This is a genomic window from Veillonella parvula (assembly GCF_048309325.1).
Lineage (GTDB): Bacteria > Bacillota > Negativicutes > Veillonellales > Veillonellaceae > Veillonella > Veillonella parvula_T.
Genome location: NZ_DBFBTX010000005.1, coordinates 140,956 through 155,582, shown reverse-complemented (window position 1 = coordinate 155,582; position 14,627 = coordinate 140,956). Strand labels below are relative to the sequence as shown.

Genomic DNA, 14,627 nt, shown 5'->3' with positions numbered 1-14,627 from the left:
ATCTTATTATATGATAATACTCAAAAAATAAGGGGTTACAATACAGATTATTCCTGTATTGTAACCCCTTCTTCACCATCCAGATCAGCGACGGCAACGCGTACACTTTCAAGATGTGATGTAGGAATATTTTTACCTACATAGTCCGCTCGTATAGGCAATTCACGATGACCACGATCGACGAGGACGGCCAATTGAATAGATCTTGGTCTGCCAGCCGTCATTAATGCATTTAAAGCAGCACGAATAGTACGGCCCGTATACAAAACATCATCTACAAGGATAATTGTCTTTTCCGTTGTATCAATCGTACACGGTTCCCCCTCTTTAGGACGAGCATCACGATCATCACGATACACTGCAACATTCAAAGACTCACAATCAATATGAATACCTTCTATACGCTCAATTTCCGCTTGTAAACGTTTTGCCAAAATGACACCACGCCGTTCAATACCTACAATTAACGCATTAGATAAACCTTTATTGCGTTCTAAAATTTCATGACTAATACGACGAATCGCACGCATTATAGCGTCTTGATCCATTAGTAAGCGTTTCTTTTCCATATATACGCCCTTACAGCATAGGATTGTTCTATGCCCCTATATCCAAATAAGTAGTAAAAATAAGTACTTAGACAATCAATGTAAACATTTAGACTATTTTCGTTTATCTTCACGGTAGGTCTTAGCAAATTCTAAGCACGCCTCAAAGTCAGCTGGTACCGGTGCTTCAAAGTGCATTTCTTCACCTGTAATAGGGTGTTTAACATCTAACGATTTAGAATGTAATGCTTGCCCTTCTATAGGAAAATCCATACGTCTATATCCATAAAATGGGTCATTAACAACAGGATGTCCAATATGAGCAAAGTGAACACGAATTTGATGGGTTCTGCCAGTCTCCAAATTACATTCAACCAATGTTTGATGACCATAACGCTCCAATACTTTAAAATGTGTTACTGCATCTTTACTGTTTTCAAAGACAACAGCCATTTTCATACGGTCCTTAGGATGGCGTCCAATAGGCGCCTTTATAGTCCCCTTTTCTTCTACAATATTGCCTTGTACTAGCGCCCAGTACGTACGTCTTGCAGAATGTACTTTTACTTGCTCTGCTAGACCAATGTGTGCTGCATCATTTTTTGCCACCATCATAACACCAGACGTATCTTTATCTAAGCGATGCACAATACCTGGCCTAATTTCACCATTAATACCTGATAGGTCCTTACAATGGAATAATAGAGCATTTACAAGGGTTCCAGAATAATTCCCTACTGCAGGATGTACCACCATGCCACGAGGTTTATTAACAATAACAATATCGTGATCTTCGTATAAATAATCTATAGGGATATCCTCAGGTTTAACCTCAATCGATTCGGGCTCTGGGATTTCTACATGAATGACAGTATCAGGTGTAAGCCGAAGATTAGCCTTTCCTACTTTATCACCTACTGTAACATGACCACCTTTAATTAAACTTTGAATATAGCTACGAGATCCTTCCATCTGTTCAGTTAAAAATACATCTAGTCTCATGCCTTCTTGCTCAGCACTTACAATATATTCATTCATCCTCTATTCCTCTTTGAGTCAAGTATAAGATATATATTTATTGACGAATCAAGTCAATGATCTATAAAGGACCCTAATAATGAAAGCTATTCATGGTCCTCTTTCAATGAAAACAAATAAAATACAACAAAAGCTACACCTATGCAAATACCAATATCTGCCACATTAAAAATAGGCCATACACGAAAATCAAAAAAGTCCACTACCCCATGAATCATGTATCGGTCAATGCCATTACCAATTGCACCTGCGACTAATAAGGCGGATCCGATTTGCAAAGTCCAATGGCCCTTAGCTAATCGCTTCCAATAAAAAGCACAAACAGCTAATAGAACAAAAGCCACTAGTAAGAAAAACCATCGTTGATTCGCTAACATGCCAAAGGCTGCACCGCGATTAATAATATAGGTAAGATGAAATACATTAGGAATAACAGGTAAAGATTCACCTAACAAAAAATGATTCATTACATAATATTTAGTTAATTGGTCCAATAATAACCAAATGATAAGTACTGTATAAAACAAGATTAACTCCCTTACTATAATATAATTCTTAATAGTCCTATTATACTAAGTTACGCAAATTTAGGCAAAATAAAAAGCCCCTCAATGAGGGGCGTGTTTTATTTGTGATTACTCAGCGGAAATTACAGAAACTGGGCAAACGGATTCGCAAGAACCGCAATCGATGCAAGCATCGCCAATTTCGTATTTAGTTTCGCCTTCAGTAATGCAGGAAACTGGGCAAACAGATGCGCAAGAACCACATTTAATGCAACCATCAGCAATAACTCTCATAATTAGGACCTCCATCAAAATATAGATCAGAACTTTTTATTATCATTTAGAAAGGCACTTGCCTCAACTTATGTTCTCATTATCACACAGTTCAAATTGAAAGTCAAATGAAAATGATAAAAAATTATAGAATATTTTGCATAATAATTGTTCCTTTTTATCATAAAAAGCCTATATTCATATGCATTTTGATATTTCTTTTCATTTATGTAATTGAGTTTAATAATCAATAATTGAGAATGCACTAATTATCATTTCAATTAAAATACGTACTATTATACTAGGAATTCAATTATCAATATTTATTATCATAAAAACTATTTTTTTATTACAACAGATTTAACGCTTATCTATATTTTAATCTAACATATAAACTTCACTCTAAAAAAGGCCGAATCATACGATTCGACCTCATTTATATTTATAAAGTAAAGTAATATCTTTACTATTATTCACTATATAACAATAATACTATTTTTTTCTTATAGCACTTAGAAAGATGTTAAGAATGTTAGTGTACCTAAAATAACGCCTGCAAGGTTTGGTACGATTAAAATATAATCACGTTTAGGTGATTTTGTCCAACCATATAATACCCAGATCAAACAGGATACTGCTGCAAATAATGGTTGCCATGGTTGACTAGGTTGACCATGAAGATTAGCAATTATTTGTGGGATATAGGCTAAAAATACAAATACACCAATAAATGCACCAATAGAACCAACTAACATGTTAAATCTTTCTTTTGTCATAGATGACCTCCTTATTCAACATTACATTATTATATCTTACACAATATACTATATCATATTTTTTTCGATGTAGTCAATTGTGTAAAATTAATCATGCAAATTAGTTTAATTCATATTGCTTTTGATTACACTTATATGTAATCTATATTAAAATCATATAGACTAAAATCATAAAAAACGAGGCCGAATCTTACGATTCGACCTCGTGTGTGCTTGTATAGTAGAGTAACCTATTCCCTATTATTTACCAGGGAAGAATGGCCATACCATTGGAATAATAATTAAGCTTACTACGAAGCAAACTAAAATCAATGGAACACCAGCTTTTACATAGTCAGTAAATTTGTATTGACCAGGACCAAGTACTAATGTATTTGGAGGAGTACCTACAGGTGTACCGAATGCACAAGATGCAGCAACGCCGATAGCCATCAATACAGCATGAGGGTCAGCGCCCATACCTTGAGCAATGGAGATACCAATAGGAGCCAATAATGCACAAGATGCAGTATTAGACATAAATTGTGTCATAACACAAGATAAAATAAACAATACGGCTGTAGCAAAGTAAGGGCTAGGATCAGCGCCCATAACGCCGATTACTGCATCGGCAATCATTTTACCAGCACCAGATTGATCAAGTGCAGTTGCTACTGGCATCATACCAGCGAATAAGAAGATTGTTACCCAGTCAATGGATGTATAAGCTTGTTTTTCGTTCAAGCAACCAGTTAATACGCAAAGCATTGCGCCGATAACTGCAACCATGCTCAATGGCAAGTTAATACCAAAGTGTTCTTTCAATGGTTCGCCTAAAATCATGGCAAGGATTACACCTAAAAGAATAAGTCCGGAGAACAATTGTTTCTTAGGATCGTTAGAAATATCTTCAGCAGCTACTTCTTGTTCTACATCACCGGCATCAGTAATTTCATGTTTAGGTAATAAATGTTTACCAATGAGCATCATAAATACGATAGTAGCGATAGTCAAAGGAATGCCAATCCAAGCAAACTCGAAGAAACCAAATGGTTCAATACCAAATTTAGATAATGTACCACTTACAATGATATTAGGTGGTGTACCAACCATTGTAATGATACCACCAATGCCTGCAGCGAATGCTAACGGCATCAACTGGCGAGATGCAGGAATCTTAGCAACAGCACAGATACCAACAACTACAGGAAGTAAAGCAGCTGTTGTACCAGTATTAGATAAGAATGCGGACATGATAGCTGTTACAAGCATAATCGCAAGCATTAATCCATTTTCGCTAGTCCCTGCATGAGATACTACGGTTTCCCCAATTTTTTGAGCCAAACCAGTGTAGAATAATGCAGCGCCAACAACGAACATGCCAGCAAACAACACAACTGTACTATCAGATAAACCAGAGAATACAACCTTAGGAGTAATAATACCCATAAGGCCTAATGTAATTGCGCCGCCTAAAGAAGTAATAGCTAGAGGAATAATTTCCGTAACGAATAAAACAGCCATGACTGCAAGGACGATTAAGGTTTGTTCTGCAGTACCCATACATCATCATCTCCCTTCAGAGAAATGCACTGACATAATTATAAAAGATATAAAATATAACCTACGATACCAATGGCAGAAGCCATTATAAAAGTAATCCCATATCCCTCTCTTGTTTTAGGATACCCAAATAATAAAGTTTCACCAAGAAAACCACGGCGGTTAAACCAAGAATATTTAGTTCTCTGCTGAAACCATTTAGCTTTGCCTTCAGCACCGATAATCAGTGCAGTAATAAAAAAAACAATAAATGCCCAAACAAAACAAATCAGTATTTTTAATTCAATTGATAACAAGTGACCACCTCTACTATATTAAAAGCACTAGAAGGTTATTCTGTGAAATCTTGCTAATCACCTAATGACCGATCTGAAAAGCATTTATTGCAAATATTCCCTTTTTATGTATGATTACATAATTACCAAGGGCTTTTTGATTCACCAATAGGTGTACCTATTTAGGTACACCTGGGTGAATAATTATTTAATTATTAGTGACTGGACAACATAGCAAGCATTGTACCTGCTGCTACTGCTGTACCAATAACGCCAGCTACGTTAGGACCCATAGCATGCATGAGCAAGAAGTTAGCTGGGTTAGCTTTCGCACCTACTACTTGAGATACGCGAGCTGCCATTGGAACCGCGGATACACCAGCAGAACCAATAAGTGGGTTTGTTTTACCACCATCAAATAAGCTCATCAATTTACCGAATAATACGCCACCAGCAGTACCACCGATAAACGCAACCAAACCTAAACCAATAATTAGGATTGTTTGATAGCTTAAGAAGTGTTCCGCACTCATTGTCAAACCAGTACCAGTTGCTAAGAAAATAGTAACAGTATTGATCAACGCATTTTGAGAAGTATCGGACAAACGATCAGTTACGCCAGATTCACGGAATAAGTTACCTAACATCAACATACCTAACAAGGATGTAATGGAAGGAAGCAATAAGGAAATGAAGATCGTTGCAACGATTGGGAACACGATTTTTTCAAAACGTGTAACTTCGCGCAATTGCTCCATTACGATTTCACGTTCTTTTTGAGTAGTAAATAATTTCATTACAGGTGGTTGAATCAACGGTACCAAGGACATATAGGAATATGCGGCAACCGCGATAGCACCTAATAGATGAGGAGCTAGCTTAGCAGCTAAGTAGATAGATGTAGGACCATCAGCACCACCGATGATACCAATAGCAGCCGCTTCTTGAACTGTAAAGCCCAAAGTCATTGCACCACCAAGTGCAACGAATACGCCGATCTGAGCAGCAGCACCTAAAAGCAATGTTTTAGGATTGGCAATGAGTGGACCGAAGTCAGTCATCGCACCTACACCAAGGAAAATTAAAGGTGGGAAGATTTCTTGGGAAATACCTGCACTAATAAGAGCCATAACGCCTTCTTCAAAACCGTTACGAGGAATATTAGCAAGTAAACAACCAAACGCAATCGGACCCAACAATAATGGTTCAAACTCTTTGGCAAATGCTAAGTATAATAGGATCAAACCTACAAGAATCATAATAGCATTACCTGGTTCAAATGCGAGGAACCCGCTATCGTTAAGAACGGATTGTATCGCAACAGCAAAAGCCTCCATATGCGTTCCCCTTTCACAAATATAAAATTGTTATATGACGCGGCACCGCCGCGCCATACAAAACTTGGTATTAACCAAGAACAACCATGTCGTCGCCAGTGGATACAGTTTGGTTAGCAGCTACGCGAACTTCTGCAACTACAGCATCATGAGGAGCTGCGATTTCATTTTGCATTTTCATAGCTTCAAGAATCAATAAAGTTTCGCCTTTTTTAACTGCTTGACCAGCGGATACTGCTACAGATAAGATTTTACCAGGCATTGGAGCTTTTACAGTTTCAGCACCTGCTGGAACTGGAGCAGCTGCTGCAGCTGGAGCTGGTGCTGGTGCAGGAGCTGCTTTAGGAGCTGGAGCTGCTGCTGGAGCCGCTTTAGGAGCTGCTGCAGGAGCCGCTGCTTTCACTTCATTAACTTCTACATCATATGCTGTACCATTTACTGTAACGTTGAATTTTTTCATCTTAAATTCCTCCAAAATGTGTAATTTCTACACAAAACTTATAAATATTTTTACACATATAAATTGAATAATCCCATGGATTATCAAATTAGCCAATTATCTTATCGATTACCACGCAAACGGCCTTCCATTTTCCAATTGTAGCTTACGATTGGACGGATATGCGCGATTTGATCAGCGGAATAACCCATTGCCGCTAATGCACCAACGATTACTGCTACTACATCTTGAGATGGAGCTTTACCGTTAGTTGTTGTAGCATTGCTCATTACAAATGCCTCCTAAAATTATTTTAACCTCTACCGCTTAAGCGACCTTCCAAGCGCCATTTAGCACTTGTTGCTGTAGGTCGGATAGATGCAATTTGTTCAGATGAGTACCCCATCGCCACAATGGCACCTACGATAGCTGCTACTACTTCATCCTCATTTTGAGCAGATGCACTTGGTGCAGCCACTGCAGGAGCTGCTGGAGCTGCAACAGTTGTGTCAGTTTTAGGAGCTTCTTTTTTCTTCTTAGTAGGATCGATTAAATAAACAATCTTCATAAGAATACCTAAAGCAATCAAAACAAAGAACACAATAGACATATTGATTGCCATTATGAGTAACGGATTGGTAGTAACTGCTTGTCCTTCCATAATCATTCCCCTTTCTAAAAAATTAGTAAAGAAAGGTATCTCCCAAATTCGATGATATGTTTACCGAATCGAATTATAATGGAATATTACCATGTTTCTTTGGAGCACGGTTTTCACGTTTGCTTGCAAGCATTGCCAAAGCGTTGATAACTGCTGGACGAGTTTGTTTTGGTTCGATAACTACATCTACGAAACCACGTTCTGCAGCTTTGTATGGAGTTGCGAACTCTTCTACGTATTTAGCTGTTTTAGCATCTTTATCTTCGTCTTTCTTGAAGATAATATTAGCCGCACCAGCAGGACCCATTACAGCGATTTCGGATGTAGGCCAAGCGTATACTTGGTCAGCGCCCAAATCTTGAGAACACATAGCGAGGTAAGAACCGCCGTATGCTTTACGAGTGATAACAGTAATTTTTGGAACTGTTGCTTCAGAGTAAGCATACAACATCTTAGCACCATGACGAATGATACCGCCCCATTCTTGATTTGTGCCAGGCAAGAAACCAGGAACGTCAACAAAGTTAACGATTGGAATATTGAAAGCATCACAGAAACGGATGAAACGGGAAGATTTGTCAGAAGCGTTAATGTCCAAGCAACCAGCCATTACTTTTGGTTGGTTAGCAATGATACCAACGGATTGACCATCAAAACGAGCGAAGCAAGTAATGATATTCGTAGCATAGAATGGTTGTACTTCATAGTATTCGCCATTATCTACAGTAGCTGCGATAACATCTTTCATGTCGTAAGGCATGTTACTGTTATCTGGCAACAAGCTATTCAAGCTTTCATCCTCACGAGTTGGATCGTCACCAGTATCTACCAATGGAGCATCTTCCATATTGTTGGATGGCAAGAAGCCTAATAAGTAACGAATTTGAGCGATACAATCATCTTCATTTTCAGCTGCAAAGTGAGCAACACCAGACACGGAGTTGTGAGCCATTGCACCACCAAGATCTTCAGCAGTTACTTCTTCACCAGTTACAGATTTGATTACTGCAGGACCAGTGATGAACATTTGAGAAGTATTTTTAACCATGTAGATGAAGTCAGTCAATGCTGGAGAATATACAGCACCGCCCGCACATGGACCCATGATTACGGAAATTTGTGGAATAACACCAGATGCATTTGTATTTTCAAAGAAAATTTTACCGTAACCAGCAAGGGCATCTACTGCTTCTTGAATACGAGCACCGCCGGAATCGTTGATACCAACAATAGGAGCACCCATTTTCATTGCTAAACGTTGTACTTTAACGATTTTAGCAGCATGCATTTCACCAAGAGAACCACCTTCTACAGTGAAATCTTGTGCGAATGCATATACTAAACGACCGTCGATAGTACCATAACCTGTTACTACACCTTCGCCTGGTAATTCTTTCTTTTCTTGACCGAAGTTAACACAACGATGTTTAACGAATTGATCAAGTTCAACGAAGGAATTATCATCGAACAATTTAGCCAAGCGTTCGCGAGCAGTCATTTTGCCTTGAGCATGTTGTTTCTCAACGCGTTTTTCGCCGCCACCAGCTTTAACTTTAGCTAGTTTTTCGTGCAATAACTCGATTTTTTCCTGCACTGTTGCCATTATAGCACCTCCAAATAAAACTTGTTACAGTATCATTTTATTTCATAAATGAATAAAGTTCAAGAAGCATACATATTTAATATATAACGTAGGATTATATGTATATGTATATCTACAACTCATATATAATGATGTGAATTGGATACTGTATTATTTCATACGTTGACATAATTCAAGCAATACGCCACCTGTTGCTTTAGGATGAACGAAAGCAATGGAGGAACCGCCTGCACCGTAACGAGGTTTTTCGTCAATCATACGAATACCTTTAGCCATCAAATCAGCAATAGCGTTTTCAATATTATCTACGCGCAAAGCAACGTGTTGAATGCCGTCACGACCGCCATTTTTTTCGATAAATTTACCGATAGGGCCATCTGGAGTTGTAGTTTCCAAAAATTCGAGTTCTGCATCACCACAAGGGAAGAAGGATACTTTTACCTTTTGTTCTTCAACAACTTCATCTTCAGGAAGATGTTGAATACCCAATGCATTTTTATAAAATTCTTTTGTTGCTGCTAAATCATTAACACCAATACCGATGTGGTCCACTTGTAATACTTTAAAAGCCATTTTGATTATCTCCTTTTATAAGGCTAAATCTCTCATGCTATGTAGTCGCCGTCTACTTTAGCACATTTGACATAACGCCGTTAACAACTGTATATGGATCGCTCGTGCGTTCATTTACAGCTGCCACTTGGCTATTAAATTCATCGCTAGTGACTATTTTTTCCGCCACATAACGACCAATTTGCTCATTAATCATCGCGATAATTTCATCACGCGTACGTTCTGCCCGGCGAGCATCCAACTCACCAGAGTCTTCAAGATACTCAAAATGTTCATCCAAGGCTTCGATGAGTTCATCTACACCTTGATCTTTGCTGGCAACAGTACGCTTAATCGGAGGTCTCCATTTGACTTCGCGAGAATCGAGATCAAGCATCATCTCGATTTCAACATTCAAACGATCGCAACCGTCCCTATCCGCTTTGTTGATAGCAAATACATCGCCAATTTCAAGAATCCCTGCCTTAATTGCTTGAATATCATCACCAAGGCCAGGCACAAGAACAACTAATGTGGTATCCGCATTTTTTACGATATCCACTTCCGATTGTCCTACACCTACGGTTTCAATGATAACGAGATCCATACCAAAGGCATCCATCAGCTTGACAACGTCCGCAGTTTTTTTAGACAAACCGCCTAAACTACCGCGTGTCCCCATGCTTCGAATAAATACATTTTCATTTAACGTCAAATCATTCATTCGAATACGGTCCCCCAAAATAGCACCACCCGAGAATGGGCTAGTCGGGTCGATGGCAACGATGCCGATTTTTTTACCCTGATCCAAATAATGTTTAACAACTTTATCGGTCAAGGTACTTTTACCGGCACCAGGGGCCCCTGTAATACCGAGAATACGAGCACGTCCTGTTTCAGGATAAATGGCCTTCATAATATCGATAGCATTATCATACTCATTCTCTACAGCAGTAATGGACCGTGCTAAGGCTAGTCGAGAACCCTCAAATAGTTCTTTAACTAAATCCATTCGCCTCACCACCTATCTTAAAATATGGGAATAGAGGGATTCAGCCGCACAGTTGAGTCCCTCTCACCCATTAAATTAATTATTTCACGTGTTCTTTAATGAATTTAACGATATCGCCGGTTGGTGTACCAGGAGTGAATACAGCAGCTACGCCTGCTTTTTTCAAGCCAGGGATATCAGCGTCAGGAATAACGCCACCACCGATTACAAGAACATCCCCCATGCCTTTTTCTTTCAAAAGTTCAACAATTTTAGGGAACAATGTATTGTGAGCACCGGAAAGAAGAGATAATGCAACTACATTAACGTCTTCAGAAAGCGCTGCTTCAACGATTTGTTCTGGTGTTTGACGAAGACCAGTGTAGATTACTTCGAAACCAGCATCGCGAAGTGCGCGTGCTACTACTTTTGCACCACGGTCATGACCATCAAGACCTGGTTTTGCTACAATTACTCTAATACGTTTTTCTGCCATGATATATTACCTCCGAAATCAGCCGATATTATAATGTAGAATGAGCTTCGTATTCACCGAATACTTCGCGCAATACATTACAAATTTCACCCAAAGTAGCATATGTTTTAACTGCTGCAAGAATTAATGGCATCAAGTTAACAGATTCGTCAGCTGCGCCAGCTTTCAAATCAGCTAAGGCTTTATCAACTGCGGCTTGATCGCGGTTAGCACGAACTGCTTGAGTTTTCTTAGATTGGTTAGCACCTACGGAAGCGTCTACGCGAAGCAAGTCTTTTGGAGCTTCTTCTTCAACTTGGAATTTGTTTACGCCAACGATTGTGCGCAAGCCAGATTCAACTTCCATTTGCCATTTGTAAGCGGATTCTTGAATTTCTTTTTGGATGTAGCCTTTTTCGATTGCTACTACAGCGCCGCCCATTTCATCAATTTTCTTGATGTATGCCATAGCTTCGTCATAGATAGCGTTAGTCATAGCTTCAACATAGTAGGAGCCGCCCAATGGGTCAACTACGTCAGCTAAGCCAGATTCATAAGCCACGATTTGTTGAGTACGAAGAGCTACTTGTACAGATGCTTCTGTAGGAAGAGCCAAAGCTTCGTCACGAGAGTTTGTATGTAAGGATTGAGTACCGCCCATTACAGCAGCTGCAGTTTGAAGAGCAACACGAACGATATTGTTATCAACTTGTTGTGCAGTCAACATAGAGCCAGCTGTTTGAGTATGTACACGGAGCATCATGGATTTTGGTTTTTTTGCACCAAAACGTTCTTTCATGATTGTTGCCCATAAGCGACGAGATGCGCGGAATTTAGCAACTTCTTCAAGTACATTATTATGAGCATTCCAGAAGAAGGAAAGACGACCAGCAAATGTATCAACATCAAGACCAGCTTTTAAAGCTGCTTCTACGTATGCGATACCATCAGCAATTGTGAATGCGATTTCTTGTGCTGCTGTGGAACCTGCTTCACGGATGTGGTAACCGGAGATAGAAATTGTATTCCATTTTGGAACGTATTGAGAACAATATTCGAAGATATTAGTGATCAAACGCATAGATGGTTTTGGAGGGAAAATATAAGTACCACGAGCTGCATATTCTTTCAAAATATCATTTTGAATAGTACCTTTCAATTCTGTGGAAGGTACACCTTGTTTTTCAGCTACTGCGATATACATTGCCAACAAAACGGATGCTGGAGCGTTGATTGTCATGGAAGTGGATACTTTGCCAAGGTCGATGCCATCGAACAAGATTTCCATATCTGCCAAAGAGTCAATCGCTACACCTACTTTACCAACTTCGCCTTCAGCCATAACATCATCAGAGTCATAACCGATTTGAGTTGGCAAATCGAATGCACAGGACAAGCCTGTTGCACCAGATTCGATTAGGTAGCGGTAACGTTTGTTAGATTCTTCAGCTGTAGCGAAGCCTGCATACATACGCATTGTCCAGAAACGACCACGGTACATAGTAGGTTGTACGCCACGAGTATAAGGGAATTCGCCAGGCATTCCCAAATCGCGTTCATAGTCAAAGCCTTCGATATCAACTGGTGTATACACACGGTTGTATTTTAAGTTTTGACGTTCTGGAGTTTTTGCGCATTTTTCGTCACAAAGTTTGTTGTACTCAGCAATTTGGGCTTTTAAGTTTTCGTAAGCCATGTTTTCATCATCCTCCTAAAAAAACAGGTTATTTTTTCATGCTTCCAGTTTCTGTGAAGCGTTTATGCCAAGAAAGAGCTTCATCAAGCAACATTGGTGTATGGGCATTCTTTGTTGCAGCTAATGCTTTTTCTAGGTATTCAGTTAACATAGGTTTGTAATCTGGGTGAGCACATTTTTCAATAATCAAACGAGCTCTTTCCACTGGACTTAAACCACGACAGTCAGCAACACCTTGTTCTGTACAGAAAATCATAGTGTCATGTTCTGGATGATCCACATGGGATACATATGGAACGATAGAACTGATGTCGCCATTTTTAGCAACGGAGTTGGTACAGAAGATAGTGAGATATGCACTACGTGCAAAATCACCAGAACCACCAACACCATTCATCATTTTGCTACCCATAATATGAGTAGAGTTTACATTGCCAAAAATATCAAATTCGATAGCGGTATTCATGGCAATGACACCAATACGACGAGCAATACCAGGGTTATTGGAAATTTCTTGCGGACGAAGAATTATTTTTTTACGATATTCATCAATATTCGCATAGAAACGTTTCAATCCATCTGGAGAAGGACTCAATGCAGTACCGGAACATACAGTTACTTTACCAGCATCGATTAAGTCAAACATACCGTCTTGAATTACTTCTGTATAAATAGATAAATCTGTGAAAGGCCCTTGAGCCAAGCCACTGATTACCGCATTTGCTACAGAGCCTACGCCGGATTGCAATGGAAGCAAGTTTTTAGGCAAACGACCTTCTGCAATTTCTTGTTCAAAGAATTTGATAAGATGTTGACTCATTGCCTTTGCATCATCATCAATAGCAGCTAAAGGTCTTGTTGTATCAGGTACATCACTTGGAACCACAGCAATGATTTTGCTAGGATCACAAGGTATTGCTTCTGTACCGATACGATCGCCGGCCTGTTCCAACGGAATTGGTTTACGATGTGGTGGATCCAACGGTTCATAGATATCATGCATACCAACTAAAGATAATGGTTGAGATACATTTACCTCTACGATAACCTTTTTAGCTTGACTAACGAATGTTGGAGAATTACCAACAGAAGTAGTCGGTACTAAAGAACCATCTTCGTTGATTTGACATACTTCAATAATTGCTACATCTAAATCTCCGAAAAATCCATAACGAATATTTTGTGCCATTGTGCTTAAATGCATATCGATGTATTTAACATCTCCACCATTTAAAGCCTTTCTCATATCTTTATTGGTTTGATATGGAAAGCGGCGATTAATACCATTAGCACGAGTTAACGCACCATCGGCTTCATCACCTACGGAAGCACCTGTCCACAAATCAATTTTGAATGGTTCTTTTTCCATTCTTTCTGCCAATGCCAATGGCACAACTTTTGCATAACCTGATGGTGTAAAGCCGGAAATACCAACTTTATCATTAGGGTTAATCAACTGAGCTGCATCATAAGCAGTGACAATTTTACCTTGCAGGTCCACATTTTTTACGCGGTCTTTGATGTCTATCACCATAACCATCTCCTTTAAGAGTAACATTGTTAAACGACAATTGAATCTCTTTGGTCTAATACGTTCCTTAAACCGACTTCATCGTAGTCCACATCCAATGTATTGTCAACTTATATGACTAAAATGTATTTTTTATCACACCCCGACCGTGCATTATGACTAAAACGCATAGGTTTTTACATTTTCACATAAGTTTTATTCACACCGATATAACTCACAGGAATTATCAATCTAATAGTATATATTGTTGTTTTTATGTATATCGAACTATCTCAATACAACATATAGAGTCTTATCAATACAAAAAAAATAATATATACAAAAACTGACCGCTACACCTCCTATAAAGATATAGATATACAAAAAACCGGTTTTCAAATGCAA

At 38.9% G+C, this 14,627-nt stretch carries 17 protein-coding genes; all 17 read right to left on the bottom strand.

Features of this window, described 5'->3' with window-relative positions:
* Window positions 1-47: 47 nt before the first annotated feature.
* Window positions 48-569 (bottom strand): bifunctional pyr operon transcriptional regulator/uracil phosphoribosyltransferase PyrR, encoded by a 522-nt coding sequence (pyrR, locus tag ACMKPP_RS05340; protein ID WP_004696466.1) that lies wholly within the window; start codon window positions 567-569, stop codon window positions 48-50.
* A 93-nt stretch (window positions 570-662) separates the two neighbouring features.
* Window positions 663-1,586 (bottom strand): RluA family pseudouridine synthase, encoded by a 924-nt coding sequence (locus tag ACMKPP_RS05335; protein WP_038125489.1) that lies wholly within the window; start codon window positions 1,584-1,586, stop codon window positions 663-665.
* 86 nt (window positions 1,587-1,672) lie between these two features.
* A complete protein-coding gene (gene lspA / locus ACMKPP_RS05330) occupies window positions 1,673-2,116 on the bottom strand; it encodes a signal peptidase II (protein WP_287507655.1) in 444 nt (147 codons plus the stop codon).
* Window positions 2,117-2,221: 105 nt separating this feature from the next.
* Entirely contained in the window at window positions 2,222-2,386 is a 165-nt protein-coding gene (locus ACMKPP_RS05325; protein ID WP_004696472.1) for a DUF362 domain-containing protein, read from the bottom strand.
* 491 nt (window positions 2,387-2,877) lie between these two features.
* Window positions 2,878-3,141, bottom strand: coding sequence for a SemiSWEET family transporter (locus ACMKPP_RS05320; protein WP_004696474.1), 264 nt, complete (start codon window positions 3,139-3,141; stop codon window positions 2,878-2,880).
* A gap of 240 nt (window positions 3,142-3,381) precedes the next feature.
* The gene (locus ACMKPP_RS05315; protein WP_195213105.1) at window positions 3,382-4,683 is read right to left on the bottom strand and encodes an SLC13 family permease; all 1,302 of its coding nucleotides are present in this window, start codon (window positions 4,681-4,683) and stop codon (window positions 3,382-3,384) included.
* A 38-nt stretch (window positions 4,684-4,721) separates the two neighbouring features.
* A complete protein-coding gene (locus tag ACMKPP_RS05310) occupies window positions 4,722-4,979 on the bottom strand; it encodes a hypothetical protein (protein ID WP_004696478.1) in 258 nt (85 codons plus the stop codon).
* A gap of 194 nt (window positions 4,980-5,173) precedes the next feature.
* A complete protein-coding gene (mmdB, locus tag ACMKPP_RS05305; protein ID WP_195213104.1) occupies window positions 5,174-6,295 on the bottom strand; it encodes a methylmalonyl-CoA decarboxylase subunit beta in 1,122 nt (373 codons plus the stop codon).
* Window positions 6,296-6,365: 70 nt separating this feature from the next.
* Window positions 6,366-6,755: a methylmalonyl-CoA decarboxylase subunit gamma gene (gene mmdC / locus ACMKPP_RS05300; RefSeq protein WP_221740913.1), complete on the bottom strand. Its 390-nt coding sequence runs from the start codon at window positions 6,753-6,755 to the stop codon at window positions 6,366-6,368.
* Between the two features lie 101 nt (window positions 6,756-6,856).
* Window positions 6,857-7,024: a methylmalonyl-CoA decarboxylase subunit epsilon gene (mmdE, locus tag ACMKPP_RS05295; RefSeq protein ID WP_004696483.1), complete on the bottom strand. Its 168-nt coding sequence runs from the start codon at window positions 7,022-7,024 to the stop codon at window positions 6,857-6,859.
* Window positions 7,025-7,047: 23 nt separating this feature from the next.
* A complete protein-coding gene (gene mmdD / locus ACMKPP_RS05290; RefSeq protein WP_418369386.1) occupies window positions 7,048-7,395 on the bottom strand; it encodes a methylmalonyl-CoA decarboxylase subunit delta in 348 nt (115 codons plus the stop codon).
* A 73-nt stretch (window positions 7,396-7,468) separates the two neighbouring features.
* The gene (mmdA, locus tag ACMKPP_RS05285; RefSeq protein ID WP_004696486.1) at window positions 7,469-8,998 is read right to left on the bottom strand and encodes a methylmalonyl-CoA decarboxylase subunit alpha; all 1,530 of its coding nucleotides are present in this window, start codon (window positions 8,996-8,998) and stop codon (window positions 7,469-7,471) included.
* A gap of 150 nt (window positions 8,999-9,148) precedes the next feature.
* A complete protein-coding gene (mce, locus tag ACMKPP_RS05280) occupies window positions 9,149-9,571 on the bottom strand; it encodes a methylmalonyl-CoA epimerase (RefSeq protein WP_005377395.1) in 423 nt (140 codons plus the stop codon).
* A gap of 52 nt (window positions 9,572-9,623) precedes the next feature.
* Window positions 9,624-10,562, bottom strand: coding sequence for a methylmalonyl Co-A mutase-associated GTPase MeaB (gene meaB, locus ACMKPP_RS05275; protein WP_038115729.1), 939 nt, complete (start codon window positions 10,560-10,562; stop codon window positions 9,624-9,626).
* Between the two features lie 79 nt (window positions 10,563-10,641).
* Window positions 10,642-11,037 carry a cobalamin B12-binding domain-containing protein gene (locus ACMKPP_RS05270; protein WP_054673772.1) on the bottom strand — a complete coding sequence of 132 codons (396 nt, stop codon included), beginning with the start codon at window positions 11,035-11,037 and terminating at the stop codon, window positions 10,642-10,644.
* 28 nt (window positions 11,038-11,065) lie between these two features.
* Window positions 11,066-12,712, bottom strand: coding sequence for an acyl-CoA mutase large subunit family protein (locus tag ACMKPP_RS05265; RefSeq protein ID WP_004696495.1), 1,647 nt, complete (start codon window positions 12,710-12,712; stop codon window positions 11,066-11,068).
* A 28-nt stretch (window positions 12,713-12,740) separates the two neighbouring features.
* Window positions 12,741-14,246 carry an acetyl-CoA hydrolase/transferase family protein gene (locus tag ACMKPP_RS05260; protein WP_012864603.1) on the bottom strand — a complete coding sequence of 502 codons (1,506 nt, stop codon included), beginning with the start codon at window positions 14,244-14,246 and terminating at the stop codon, window positions 12,741-12,743.
* Between the last annotated feature and the right edge of the window lie 381 nt (window positions 14,247-14,627).

Excerpts from the sequence above, each read along its gene's own strand:
- mmdA (WP_004696486.1), bottom strand. The coding sequence starts at position 8,998 with ATGGCAACAGTGCAGGAAAAAATCGAGTTATTGCACGAAAAACTAGCT.
- mce (WP_005377395.1), bottom strand. The coding sequence starts at position 9,571 with ATGGCTTTTAAAGTATTACAAGTGGACCACATCGGTATTGGTGTTAAT.
- ACMKPP_RS05265 (WP_004696495.1), bottom strand. The coding sequence starts at position 12,712 with ATGGCTTACGAAAACTTAAAAGCCCAAATTGCTGAGTACAACAAACTT.
- ACMKPP_RS05260 (WP_012864603.1), bottom strand. The coding sequence starts at position 14,246 with ATGGTGATAGACATCAAAGACCGCGTAAAAAATGTGGACCTGCAAGGT.
- meaB (WP_038115729.1), bottom strand. The coding sequence starts at position 10,562 with ATGGATTTAGTTAAAGAACTATTTGAGGGTTCTCGACTAGCCTTAGCA.
- mmdD (WP_418369386.1), bottom strand. The coding sequence starts at position 7,395 with ATGGAAGGACAAGCAGTTACTACCAATCCGTTACTCATAATGGCAATC.
- ACMKPP_RS05270 (WP_054673772.1), bottom strand. The coding sequence starts at position 11,037 with ATGGCAGAAAAACGTATTAGAGTAATTGTAGCAAAACCAGGTCTTGAT.
- ACMKPP_RS05325 (WP_004696472.1), bottom strand. The coding sequence starts at position 2,386 with ATGAGAGTTATTGCTGATGGTTGCATTAAATGTGGTTCTTGCGCATCT.
- pyrR (WP_004696466.1), bottom strand. The coding sequence starts at position 569 with ATGGAAAAGAAACGCTTACTAATGGATCAAGACGCTATAATGCGTGCG.
- ACMKPP_RS05320 (WP_004696474.1), bottom strand. The coding sequence starts at position 3,141 with ATGACAAAAGAAAGATTTAACATGTTAGTTGGTTCTATTGGTGCATTT.
- mmdB (WP_195213104.1), bottom strand. The coding sequence starts at position 6,295 with ATGGAGGCTTTTGCTGTTGCGATACAATCCGTTCTTAACGATAGCGGG.
- ACMKPP_RS05335 (WP_038125489.1), bottom strand. The coding sequence starts at position 1,586 with ATGAATGAATATATTGTAAGTGCTGAGCAAGAAGGCATGAGACTAGAT.
- mmdE (WP_004696483.1), bottom strand. The coding sequence starts at position 7,024 with ATGAGCAATGCTACAACAACTAACGGTAAAGCTCCATCTCAAGATGTA.
- ACMKPP_RS05315 (WP_195213105.1), bottom strand. The coding sequence starts at position 4,683 with ATGGGTACTGCAGAACAAACCTTAATCGTCCTTGCAGTCATGGCTGTT.
- mmdC (WP_221740913.1), bottom strand. The coding sequence starts at position 6,755 with ATGAAAAAATTCAACGTTACAGTAAATGGTACAGCATATGATGTAGAA.